We start from the raw sequence: 12003 nt of genomic DNA on the forward strand, positions 1-12003 counted from the left end.
GGCGTCAGACCTTTTGCGAGATGCGCAGCGCTTGATTGAGATCGTCGATGATGTCGCTTGCCGTCTCGATGCCGACCGAGAGCCGCACCAGCTCCTCGCCGACTCCGGCGGTCTTGAGCTGTTCGGCGTCCATCTGCTGATGCGTGGTCGAGGCGGGGTGGATCACCAAGGTCTTGGCGTCGCCGACATTGGCGAGATGGCTGATCATGCGCAGCGACTCGATGAACTTGCGCCCGGCGGGGCGCCCGCCCTTGATGCCGAAGGAGACGATGGAGCCGGCGCCGCGCGGCAGGAGCCTCTTTGCAAGCTGATAGTCAGGGTGGTCCTCCAGCGAGGGATGCAGCACCCAGTCGACCGCCTTGCTGGCCTTCAGCGCATCCAGCACGAGGTGCGTGTTCCGCATATGCCGGTCCATGCGCACGCCGAGCGTCTCCACGCCCTGCAATAGCTGGAACGCGTTGGTCGGGGAGAGGCAGGCGCCGAAATCGCGCAGGCCTTCGGTGCGCGCGCGCATGATGAAGGCGGCGGTGCCGAACTGCTCGTCGAAGACGATGCCATGATAGCCGCCATAGGGCTCGGTCAGCACGCCGAACTTGCCCGAGCCTCGCCAGTCGAAGCGGCCGCCGTCGACGATGGCGCCGCCGATCGCGATACCGTGGCCGCCGATCCACTTGGTCGCCGAATGCATGACGATGTCGGCCCCGAGTTCGATCGGGCGGCTGAGATAGGGCGTGGCGAAGGTGTTGTCGATCAAGAGCGCAATTTTCGCATCATGCGCGATCGCCGCGACCTCAGGGATGTCGAGCACTTCCAGCCCGGGATTGCCGATGGTCTCGCCGATCACCAGCCTCGTGTTCGGCCTGATCGCTGCGCGGAACGCGTCGAGATCGCGCGGCTTGACGAAGCTGGTGGTGATGCCGAAGCGCGGCAGCGTGTGTGCCAAGAGGTTGATGGTGCCGCCATAGAGCGAGCTCGACGCCACGATGTGGTCGCCGGCGTTCAGAAGCGTCGCGATGGCCAGATGCAGCGCGGCCATGCCGCTGGCGGTGCAGATCGCGCCGACGCCGCCTTCCAGCGCTGCCAGCCGTTCCTCCAGCACGCCGGTGGTCGGATTGGAGATGCGGGTGTAGATGTGGCCGGCGCGCTCCAGGTTGAACAGCGCGGCGGCATGGTCGGAATCCTGGAACACGTAGGACGTGGTCTGGTAGATCGGCACGGCGCGAGCGCCGGTTACGGGATCCGGATGCTGGCCCGCATGCAGGCTCAGGGTTTCGAAGGCAGGCGGTTTCGGCGCGGGCATGCGTGGCCTCGTTGGTCGGGTCGGCGATGGCGGTCCTTGTGCCACAAAACGAAGCGCGGCGTCAGCCCATTGACAGTGATGGATGCCGGCATGCAGCGACGACGCGTGATGCGAGCCGCGGCCGCGACGGCAATGCGCTCCCTCGCCCCGTTCTTACGGGGAGAGGGTTGGGGTGAGGGGCTGCTTCCGCATTCACGGTGGCAGTTGAATTCGCGGAGACTCGCCCTCACCCGCCGCGCTTCGCGCGTCGGCCTCTCCCCGCAGGCGGGGAGAGGCGAAGTCGCGCCGCCCGCGCCTTAGCCGCGGATGGCCTGCTCGATGATCCCAGCCTCGCGCAGCAAAATCTCCGCGACCTCCTGCTCGCGGCGGGGACCGAGCCTTGTCCGCACGGCGGAGACCGTCATCGCAGCAGCCGGCTGTCCGTCCGGGCTCTTGATCCAGGTCGAGATCGATTTCGTGCCCTGCACGAGGCCAATCTCCCGCATGTAGTAGCCGCGCCGCCGCGCCATGGTGATCTCACCCATTACGGTTGCGACGTCGGTCTGGTAGGCCTCGAACCTCTTCTCGTTGGCCGCGACGATTTTGCGCGCGTCCTGCGCCGGCATCGCGGCGAGGATGGCGACGCCGGCGCTGGAGACGCCGAGCGGCCGGCGCGCGCCGACCTCGATCGACAGCACCTGAATCGGATAGACGCCGATCCTGCGATCGACGCACAGCGTGTCGTTGCCGGTCCGCACCGTCAGGAACAGCGTGTCGCCGATTTCAGCGGAGGCGCGCCGCAGCGACGGATTGGCGGCGATCAGCAGCCGCGACGGCCGCGGTCGCGCGAGCGCCAGCTCCGGCACCTGGTTGCCGATCGCATAGCGGCCGGTCCGCTCGTGCCGCTCGACGATGCCTTCCTCGATCAGCACGTGGACGATGCGATGCACGGTCGGGCGGGTGAGGCCGGTCGCCCGTACCACCTCGGCCAATGGCACACCGTCTTCGCGGCCTGCGGCCAGAATGCGCAGCACCGCGAGCGCGCGCCGGATTGCCTGCGCGCCCTGCCGCGGTTCCCCGGCGTTACGGGCCAATCTCGTCCTGTCCATAATATGGACAAGAACGCCACAATTCACTCGACAGGACAAGCGCGCATCTGGAGATTTCGCTCCGATCGAGATGCCTTTCGAATTGCCTTGCGCAACGTCGCGGCATCCGACGTGGAATTGGACGCGCCGCCGGGAGGTTAACATGAGATTAATCTGGATTGCCATCGCTGCTGCAGTTGCGATGCTGGCAGGGCCCGCATCAAGCCAGGAATGGCCGGCGCGCAACGTCAAGCTGATCGTGCCCTATCCGGCCGGCGGCAATGTCGACAGCGCGGCGCGCATCATCGCCGACAAGCTCCAGGAAAAGCTCGGCCAACCCTTCATCATCGAGAACAAGGCCGGCGCCGGCGGCATGATCGCGGGCGAAGCCTTCGCGAAATCCGCGCCCGACGGCTACACGCTGTTCGTCGGCGCCAATGGCCCGGTGCTGTTCGCGACCGAGATCAACAAGCGCGAGGCCTATAATTGGAAAAAGGACTTCCTGCCGATCTCGACCATTTCGATGACGCCGCTGGTGCTCGAGGTGCATCCGTCCGTGCAGGCCAATACGTTCAAGGAATTCATCGATCTCGCCAAGCGCGAGCCCGGCAAGCTGACCATGGCCTCGCCCGGTCCCGGCACCACCAACCATCTGCTCAGCGAGCTGATGCAGTCCAACCTCGAGCTGCAATGGGTCACCGCGCACTATCGCGGCAACGCGCCGGCGATCAACGACCTCCTCGGCGGCCAGGTGCAGTTCGCGTTCGACCAGCTCACTGTCAGCCTCCAGCACATCAAGGCCGGCCTGTTCCGCGCGCTCGCCGTCACCAGCCCGCACCGGCTGAAGTCGCTGCCTGACGTGCCGACCTTTGCCGAGCTCGGCTACAAGGACTTCGACGGCCAGACCTTCACCGGCCTGTTCGCCCCTGCCGGCACGCCGGCGCCCATCGTCGACAAGCTGCACCAGACGCTGGTCGCGATCCTCAAGGATCCGGCCGTGGTCGACAAGTTCGAGAAGCTCGGCGGGGAAGCCACAGTGATGACGCCTGACGAATTCAAGGCCTATCTCGCGCGCGAGGACGCCAAATGGATTCCGGTGGTGCGCAAGGCCAACATCAGGGCGGATTGATCGATGCGGATCGATCCCACCGAGCTCGGCGCCGAGCGCATCTACCGCCTGATGACCGGCATCGTGGTGCCGCGTCCCATTGCCTGGGTCACGAGCCTGTCGCGTTCCGGCGTGCTCAACCTCGCGCCGTTCAGCGCCTTCACCTTCGTCTCGCAGAAGCCGCCGATGCTCGCCATCAGCGTCGGCCGCAAGGGTGCCGATTACAAGGACACCGCACACAACATCCTCGATACCGAGGAATATGTGATCCACATCGCCGATACCCCGCTGATGTCCGCGGTGCACGATAGCTCGGTCGAGCATCCGCCTGAAATCAGCGAGGTCGACCATCTCGGGCTCGAAACGCTGCCCTGCGAGCTCATCAAGGTGCGTCGGCTCGCCGCCGCGCCGGTTGCAATGGAATGCCGCTTTCGACAGTGCCTGGAATTCGGCGAGGCCCGCAGCCGGCTCATCGTCGGCGAGGTCGTCATGTTCCACATTCGCGACGGCCTCGCGAAGGACGGCAAGGTCGAGACAAAGGCGCTCGATCCGATCGCGCGCATCGGCGGGCCGCGCTATGCCCGGCTCGGCGAGATCGTGACTCTGAACACCGTCTTCCAGACTCCCAAATCGACCGACTGAGCGCGCTGGCCCCGGCCGCGCCCACGACATCATTGGAGAACGACGATGCGACTCGTAAGCTATCTCGTGGACGGAGAGCCACGCTACGGCGCGGCCGTCGAAGGCGGTGTCGTCGATCTGACCAAGCGGATCGGCCGCGATTTCTCTGATGTAAAGGCGCTGATCGCGGCCAACGCTCTTGCCGATGCGCAGGAGGCGGTCGCCGGGCAACAGCCAGACTACGCGCTGGAAAAACTGGTCCTGCTGCCGCCGGTGCTGGCGCCGGAAAAGCTCTGGTGCATCGGCGTCAACTACGCCGAGCGCAACGCCGAGTACAAGGACAATTCGGACCTGCCCAAATATCCCAGCCTGTTCGTGCGCAGCATGTCCTCGATGACTGGCTCCGGCCAGCCGATCGAGAAGCCTGAGGTCTCCGACCAGCTCGACTATGAAGGCGAGCTCGTCATCGTGATCGGGCAGCGCGGCCGTCACATCCCGCGCGAGAAGGCCTGGGGCCACATCTTCGGAATGACCCTGTGCAACGAGGGCACGATCCGCGACTGGCTGCGCCACGGCAAGTTCAACGTCACCCAAGGCAAGAATTTCGACCGTTCCGGCAGCATCGGCCCGTGGATCGTCACCGCCGACGAGCTCGACCCGCGCGGGCCGCACGACATCATCACGCGCGTCAACGGCGAGGTGCGGCAGCAGGACACGACCGAGCGGCTGATGTTCCCGTTCGACTTCCTGATCTCCTATCTCTCCACCTTTGCCACATTGAAGCCCGGCGACATGATCGTGACGGGCACGCCGACCGGGGCCGGTGCGCGCTTCGATCCGCCGCGCTGGTTGAAGGTGGGCGACGTCGTCGAGGTCGAGTCGGGCCGCATCGGCGTGCTGCGCAACACCGTCGTCGCGGAGCAATAGATCATGCTGGATGCTGCGTCGATCGAACGCCTCGCTGCGCGCCTCGATGAAGCCGAGCGCACCAAGGCGCTGATCCCGATGTTCACGAAAGAATATCCGGACTTCAGCATCGAGGATGCCTACGCGGTCCAGCGCGCCTGGACCAAGCTTCAGCTCGGCCGCGGCCGCGTCATCAAGGGTCACAAGATCGGCCTGACCTCGAAGGCGATGCAGAACGCGGTCGGCATCAATGAGCCCGATTACGGCGTGCTGTTCGCCGACATGTTCTATGCCGACGCCACGCCGATTCCGTTCGACCGCTTCCACGCACCGCGCATCGAGGTCGAGCTCGCCTTCGTGCTGAAGGCGCCGCTGCGCGGGCCCGATTGCACCATCTTCGACGTGCTCAACGCCACCGACTACGTGACGCCCGCGCTCGAGATCCTGGAGACGCGCATGCACCGCGTCGATCCCGAGACCGGCAAGACCCGCAAGGTGCTGGACACGATCTCGGACAATGCGGCCAACGCCGCGCTGGTGCTCGGCGGCCGGCCGTTCCGCCCCCTCGATGCGGATCTGCGCTGGATCGGCGCGTTCCTGTTCCGCAACGGCGAGGTCGAGGAGACCGGGCTTGCCGCCGGCGTGCTCAATCATCCCGCAAACGGCATCGCCTGGCTCGCCAACCGCCTCGCGCCGCATGACGAGCATCTCGCGGCCGGCGAGGTGGTGCTGGCGGGATCGTTCACGCGGCCGGTCGACATCCGGCGCGGCGACACCTTCCACGCCGATTACGGCGCCTTCGGCTCGGTGTCATGCCAGTTCGTCTGAACCAACAACAAGAAGGGAGCGCATCATGAATGGTCACGCGCGGCGCAAGAGCATCCATATCGGCGGCTTCAAGCATGCCAATCCGATTCCGAACGCCTGCCGCATCGGCAATCTCGTGATGTCGGGTGTCATCCTCGGCCGCGATGCGGCTGGCGTCATGCCCGAGAGCCTGGACGCGCAATGCGCCAACATGTTCGCGCATATGAAGGCGACGGTGGAGGCCGCCGGCGGCACCACGCATGACATCATCAAGATGACGGTGTGGCTGAAGGACCGCTCGCAACGCGGTCCCGTCAATGTCGAGTGGCTCAAGATGTTTCCGGACGAGCACTCGCGACCGGCGCGCCACGCGCTGCCGATGGACAACATGGACGGCGGCGCGCTGGTGCAGTGCGACTTCACCGCCGTGATCGACTGAGGGAGTTTTGCGCATGCCGACCTATCTGCCGTTCGATCCCAATCCGCGCCGCCCGGTGAAGGCGCCGCCGCCGAAGACCGTGGACAGCCAGTTTCACGTGCTCGGGCCGATCGACAAATATCCGGAGCGTCCCGGCGCGGCCTATCGGATGCCGACCGCGACCTGGGAGGCGGCGCTGCGCATGCACAAGACGCTCGGCATCGAGCGCGGCATCATCGTCCAGACCACCACTTACGGCGCTGACCATGCCGTCGTGCTCGACGGCCTCGCTGCGATGGGTCCGAACTATCGCGGCTGCGCCAACGCCTTGGTGTTCGCGGAGGCGAGCGACTCTTATCTGGCCAAGCTGCATGACGCCGGCGTGCGCGGCGCGCGCTTCAGCTTCCGCCAGGAGCTCGGCGCCGTGCTGTCGGATGCCGATTTCGCCCGCGCCATTGCGCGCATCCGCGAGCTCGGCTGGTACGTCAAGATCCAGCCCGAGAAGGACGGCATCATGTCCAGCGTCGCCAAATACGAGAATCTCGACGTGCCCGTGCTGATCGACCACATGGCGCGCCCCGATCCCGCAGCCGGCAAGGACGATCCAAATCTCCGCAAGATGCTGGAGCTGCTCGGCAAGGGCAATTTCTGGGTGATGCTGTCGCTCGGCGAGAAAACCTCGAAGACTGGGGCTCCCTACGACGACGTGATCCCGATCGCGCGCGTCTATATCGAGGCAGCGGTCGACCGCTGCGTCTGGGCCAGCGACTGGCCGCACCCGGTCTCCGTGAAGCAGCCGCCGAATGACGCCGATCTGCTCGAGCTGATGTACCGCTATGCGCCGGGCAAGGCGGAGCTGGATAAAATCCTCGTCCACAATCCGGCAAAGCTGTTCGGTTTTCCGGATTAACCGGGGCGTTCACGATCGGGGGGCCGCATGTTGATTGTCTCGGCACTGCGAAGGCTGCATCACCGTTCCTGGCTGAGTGCGGCGCTTGCTTTCGTGGGGTGCGCCGTCTCTATCGCAACCGCAACAGCCGGCAACGACAGCTTCTCGCCAGTGACCACATGCGATCGGCTTCAAGCCGGGGCCAGTCCGACGACACGTGTCAGCGAGGCGCAGCCGCGCCCGGCGGCTGACGGACTGGCCGCCCATTGTGAAGTGATCGCTTATCTGGACGAGCGAACCGGCGCCGAGGGTCAGAAGTTCGCCATCGGTCTGCATCTCAGATTGCCGGAAGCATGGAACGGTCGCTTCGTGTTCCAGGGGCAGGGAGGCACTGACGGTGTTCTCGGCAGCGGAGATGCGCAGCCCGGCGGCGGACAGCCGAGCGCGCTCAATCAGGGATACGCGACGGTCACCACGGATGCCGGACACAGCAATGCGCCGGGTCCCCTTGGTGGCGCCAAATTCGGCCTCGACCCGCAGGCGCGCATCGATTTCGGCTATCGCGCCGACGACGTCGTGACGCGGCAGGCCAGGCAATTCATCCGGGCCTATTACGGCCGTCTGCCAAGCTACTCCTATTTCCTGGGTTGCTCCAACGGCGGGCGGCACGGAATGGCGATCACGCAGCGCTTCCCGGATCAGTTCGATGGCATTGCCGCCGGCGCACCGGCCTTTCGAATGCCGGAGAAGGGTCTTGCGGGGGCCGCTTCGACGCAAGGCTTTGCGGCGATCTCGCCGAAAGCTTCGGACGGCCGCCCCATTCTGGCCCAGGCGCTGTCCCAGGCGGACATGGAATTGCTCTCCAGGGCGATCGTTCAGTCCTGTGATGAAGGCGATGGTCTTGCCGACGGTATCATCGACAATGTGCCTGCCTGTCGTTTTTCGCCGCGCACGCTGCAGTGTACCGCCGAGAAGACGGCAAGCTGTCTCTCCGCCGCCCAGGTGGCAGCTCTCGAAAACCATTTCCAGGGGCCAACTACGGCGCAGGGCCGTCGGATCTATGCGCCATATCCCTATGACTCGGGAATCGCCACGGCTGGATGGCGGCGCTGGATTCTCGGCACGGCACCCGACAGCCACGTCAACGCCTTCAACGTGTCCTTTGGCGCGACCCTGGCCTATCTCTACATGACCCCGCCTCATTCGCCCCTGGCCAATGAAGCGGAGGCCGTCTACGACTTTTACCGCACCGTGGATGTCACGGCCGCCCATGCGAGAATTTTCGGCACGAGCGCGGCGATGCCTGAGACCTCCGTGCAGACGATCTCCGCAAATTCAGTCGATCTCTCCGGTTTCCGAAGGCGCGGCAAGCTGCTGCTCTATCACGGCATCAGCGATCCGACGTTCTCTGCGCTGGATACTCTGGACTGGTACAAGCGGCTCACGAATGCTGCGGGCGGGGAGAAGGAGACGGCCGAATTCGCCCGCCTCTTCCTCGTGCCCGGCATGAACCATTGTTCGGGAGGCCCTGCCACCGACAGCTTTGACGTTCTGACCCCACTGGTGACCTGGGTCGAGCAGGGCCGCGCGCCTGACAGCATCGAGGCGCGCGCGGGCGCGACAACGCCCTGGCCGGAACGCAGTCGGCCCTTGTGCCCCTATCCTCGCCAGGCCCGCTATCTCGGCAGTGGCAGCATCGAGAAGGCTGAGAACTTCACCTGCGCCGCCCCCTAAAGTGGGATGGCTTTCAACTGCATCGATTACTGCGGCGGCTCGTTCACCTCTCCCGCTTGCGGGAGAGGTCGGCGCGAAGCGCCGGGTGAGGGCTCTCTCCGCTTGGGGATCGTCCCATTGCGGAAACACCCTCTCCCCGACCCTCTCCCGCAAGCGGGAGAGGGAGTGCACCTTCGTCGTTGCAGCAGCCAGGCTTGATCTGACAGGCCTCCAGCGCTCACGCCTCCTGCCGCCTCGCCAGCCCGTCCCGCACCTCCGCCGCGATCTCGAACGAGCGCAGCCGGGCGGCGTGGTCGTAGATCTGCCCCGTAGTCATCACTTCGTCCGCGCCGGTCTCGGCGATCAGCGCCTTCAGCTTCTCCTCGACCACCGCGGGCGAGCCGACCGCGGAGCACGACAGCGCTTGCGCAACGCCGGCCTTCTCCGCCGGCGACCACAGCGCGTCCATGTCATCGACCGGTGGCGGGAGCGGCCCCGGCGTACCACGGCGCAGATTGATGAACTGCTGCTGCAGCGAGGAGAACATGCGCTGCGCCTCCTTATCGCTCTCGGCCGCGAACACATTGACGCCGATCATCGCATAGGGCTTGTCGAGCTGCGCCGATGGCTCGAAGCGCGCGCGATATTCGCGCAGCGCCGGCATCATCATTTGCGGCGCGAAATGCGACGCAAACGCGAACGGCAGGCCGAGCATCGCCGCCAGCTGCGCGCCAAAGGTGCTCGATCCCAGGATCCACAGCGGCACCTTGGTCCCCATACCGGGCACGGCGCGGATCGTCTGGTTCGGCTGCACATCGCCGAGCAGCGCCTGCAATTCCAGCACGTCGTGCGGAAAGTTCTCGGCAGCCGTGGCGAGATCGCGCCGCATCGCCCGTGCGGTGAGCTGGTCGGTGCCCGGCGCGCGGCCGAGCCCAAGATCGATCCGCCCGGGATAAAGCGATTCCAGCGTGCCGAACTGCTCGGCGATGACAAGCGGCGAATGGTTCGGCAGCATGATCCCGCCGGAGCCGACGCGGATCGTCTTGGTCCCGCCCGCGACATGGGCGATCACCACCGACGTTGCCGCGCTCGCGATCCCCGTCATGTTGTGATGCTCGGCCAGCCAGAACCGCTTGTAGCCCCAGGCCTCCGCATGCTGCGCGAGATCGAGCGAATTGCGAAACGCCTGCGCGGCGTCGCCACCTTGGCGGATGGGCGCGAGGTCGAGGATGGAGAAGGGGATCATGTGCGGGGTACCGGTGTGGAGGGGCTGGGCAATCATGCGCGTCTTGCAAGAAACACATGTAGTGGCAGCGCGTAGGATGGGTAGAGCAGTTGCGAAACCACCCATCATGTTTCGCCATCGAACTGCTGATGGGTTTCGCTTCCCATGCTAATGGTTGCTACGGGCTCTGCTTGCCGCTGATGGCGATGGAGCGTATCCTCGCGCGATGGCTGTCAGCGCTCCCGATCTGAAGGCGTTCCTGCTCGCGACGCCGTTCTTCGGCGGTCTTCCGGACCCAAGCCTTGACCTCCTGATTTCGATGCTGGTCGAGCGCCGCTTTGATGCCGGAGCAACCGTCGTGGCGGAAGGCGAGCCGGGACGCTCGATGTTCATCGTCGAATCCGGTCGGCTCTCAGTGAGCAAACGGGCGAATACAGGGAGCGTCATCCCGATTTCCGGTCTGGAGCGTGGTGATTTCTTCGGCGAGATGACGCTGATTGAAATGCAAAATCGCTCCGCCACCGTGGTCGCGGAGAGTCCGACCGTGCTGTACGAGCTGACCGCCCAAAAGCTCTACGCTTGCTACAAGGCCGACATCCACGCCTATGTGATCGTCCTGCAGAACATCAATCGCGAGCTTTGCCGACGGCTACGCCATGACGACGATCGCTTCGCCGCACAGCAGGTGGGCGAAGAGCAAACCCCTGCGAGATGAAACTCTATCTGCGATGCAGTTCGTAGCCCGGATGGAGCGAAGCGCAATCCGGGGTCCGTCCCGCAGTGCAGGTGTCCCGGATTACGCTTCGCTCCATCCAGGCTACGCCACTCATCTCATCGCGCTTTGGACGTCACGACTTATCGTGCACGTACTTCTCCAGAAGCAGCCGATTATATTCATCTCTCACGGCTCTCCGCGAGACATGCCCTTTTCGGTCTTTGGCAATCTTCAGAAGATCAGGATCAGTCGCTGCCCGTGATTTCCGCCTAAATCTCGCAAGGAGTGGGGTCGCAGGCGCCAACGTCCTTCCAAACAACCGGTCAAACCATCCCATTGTGTCCTCCCGGACAGACCGCGGATTGTGACACTATCACCACGAATTTGGGAGGCAAACGGACAGTGCGACTGCATCTTTTCGAAAAGCTCGCGCCACATCGTCCGTAGCCCATTCGAAAAAATTTGGTTTATGGCTGAGGCGCAGGAATTGGAAGAATGCTCGTTATCTTCCAACCGTCACCCATCTTCACCAGCACTTGATTCATCAGAAACCGTGTAGGCTGCGCAGTCTGCCCAGACGGCGAAATCATGAAGGTCACCGGCACGTAGAGTTGCGCGACTCCCGTCTGCAATTCGATCACCTTCAGTTCGTCCATCTTCGGGTCGAGGGACCAAGTGCCTTGATACAAGGCCTCGAAACGCTTGAGTGCTGCGTCGTGGCCCCAGATAGCCGCGCCACGCGTGATCCACAAAAACTGAGCCGAATCGTGCAAAAGCTCGCCAACCTCCTTGAGGTCGTGAGCGTTTTGTGCGGCGACAAATCTTGCGAAAAGAGCCTTCACTTCGTCCTCACTGCCCGCGCGAACTACGTCAGCCGTAGTCAGTAGCGAGAATAAAACGAAGAAAGCAAAACGGCTTCGTGCGCGGAAGGTCATGATCGTCCTCCCTTGATGTCGCGGCGGAAATGATGCGCTCGCGGTTATCAGTTGCAACAAGAAATTACCCCAACGAGGATCCAAACACCACGTGATTTCAGGCGACATGGCCGTTCAGCACGTAGGATGGGTAGAGCACTTGCGAAACCCATCATGTTTCGTCACTGAGCAAGGCCTTGATGGGTTTCGCTTCGCTCGACCCATCCTACGAGCCTGTGACTCTTTTCCGTATCGAGCGTCAGGCGGATATGATTCTCTAAGCAGATTGATTTGCTGGAGAGAATGATGGCTGACGACGG

Annotated in this window: 12 protein-coding genes; 8 read left to right on the plus strand and 4 right to left on the minus strand. The window is 64.2% G+C overall.

The window, feature by feature from the left end; all coding sequences use genetic code 11:
- Positions 1–4 precede the first annotated feature (4 nt).
- Both BLV07_RS42935 and BLV07_RS42940 read right to left on the minus strand, forming a co-directional pair.
- Complete coding sequence (locus BLV07_RS42935; protein WP_091898590.1) at positions 5–1300, minus strand: O-acetylhomoserine aminocarboxypropyltransferase; 1296 nt, start codon at positions 1298–1300, stop codon at positions 5–7.
- 296 nt (positions 1301–1596) lie between these two features.
- On the minus strand, positions 1597–2388 hold the full coding sequence (locus BLV07_RS42940) for an IclR family transcriptional regulator (protein WP_176946138.1): 792 nt from the start codon (positions 2386–2388) through the stop codon (positions 1597–1599).
- A 142-nt stretch (positions 2389–2530) separates the two neighbouring features.
- On the opposite strand from BLV07_RS42940, the gene BLV07_RS42945 reads away from it, so the two are divergent.
- The 7 genes from BLV07_RS42945 (at position 2531) to BLV07_RS42975 (ending at position 8850) form a co-directional block, all read left to right on the plus strand.
- Positions 2531–3496 (plus strand): Bug family tripartite tricarboxylate transporter substrate binding protein, encoded by a 966-nt coding sequence (locus tag BLV07_RS42945; protein WP_091898592.1) that lies wholly within the window; start codon positions 2531–2533, stop codon positions 3494–3496.
- Positions 3497–3499: 3 nt separating this feature from the next.
- Positions 3500–4117, plus strand: a complete 618-nt coding sequence (locus BLV07_RS42950; protein WP_091898594.1) for a flavin reductase family protein — start codon at positions 3500–3502, stop codon at positions 4115–4117.
- Between the two features lie 45 nt (positions 4118–4162).
- Positions 4163–5023: a fumarylacetoacetate hydrolase family protein gene (locus BLV07_RS42955; RefSeq protein WP_091898596.1), complete on the plus strand. Its 861-nt coding sequence runs from the start codon at positions 4163–4165 to the stop codon at positions 5021–5023.
- A 3-nt stretch (positions 5024–5026) separates the two neighbouring features.
- The gene (gene hpaH, locus BLV07_RS42960; protein WP_091898598.1) at positions 5027–5830 is read left to right on the plus strand and encodes a 2-oxo-hept-4-ene-1,7-dioate hydratase; all 804 of its coding nucleotides are present in this window, start codon (positions 5027–5029) and stop codon (positions 5828–5830) included.
- Between the two features lie 25 nt (positions 5831–5855).
- Positions 5856–6248 carry a RidA family protein gene (locus BLV07_RS42965; protein ID WP_091898600.1) on the plus strand — a complete coding sequence of 131 codons (393 nt, stop codon included), beginning with the start codon at positions 5856–5858 and terminating at the stop codon, positions 6246–6248.
- 13 nt (positions 6249–6261) lie between these two features.
- Positions 6262–7137, plus strand: a complete 876-nt coding sequence (locus tag BLV07_RS42970; RefSeq protein WP_091898602.1) for an amidohydrolase family protein — start codon at positions 6262–6264, stop codon at positions 7135–7137.
- Between the two features lie 150 nt (positions 7138–7287).
- Entirely contained in the window at positions 7288–8850 is a 1563-nt protein-coding gene (locus BLV07_RS42975) for a tannase/feruloyl esterase family alpha/beta hydrolase (protein WP_244551417.1), read from the plus strand.
- 217 nt (positions 8851–9067) lie between these two features.
- Here the strand turns inward: BLV07_RS42975 and BLV07_RS42980 are convergent, their stop codons facing one another.
- Entirely contained in the window at positions 9068–10075 is a 1008-nt protein-coding gene (locus BLV07_RS42980) for an LLM class flavin-dependent oxidoreductase (RefSeq protein ID WP_091898606.1), read from the minus strand.
- A gap of 205 nt (positions 10076–10280) precedes the next feature.
- Between BLV07_RS42980 and BLV07_RS42985 the strand changes: the two genes are divergently transcribed.
- On the plus strand, positions 10281–10769 hold the full coding sequence (locus BLV07_RS42985; protein ID WP_091898608.1) for a Crp/Fnr family transcriptional regulator: 489 nt from the start codon (positions 10281–10283) through the stop codon (positions 10767–10769).
- A gap of 467 nt (positions 10770–11236) precedes the next feature.
- On the opposite strand, the gene BLV07_RS42990 is transcribed toward BLV07_RS42985, so the two are convergent.
- Positions 11237–11704 (minus strand): nuclear transport factor 2 family protein, encoded by a 468-nt coding sequence (locus tag BLV07_RS42990; RefSeq protein ID WP_091898609.1) that lies wholly within the window; start codon positions 11702–11704, stop codon positions 11237–11239.
- Between the last annotated feature and the right edge of the window lie 299 nt (positions 11705–12003).

The organism is Bradyrhizobium sp. Rc2d (assembly GCF_900099855.1).
Classification (GTDB): Bacteria; Pseudomonadota; Alphaproteobacteria; order Rhizobiales; family Xanthobacteraceae; genus Bradyrhizobium.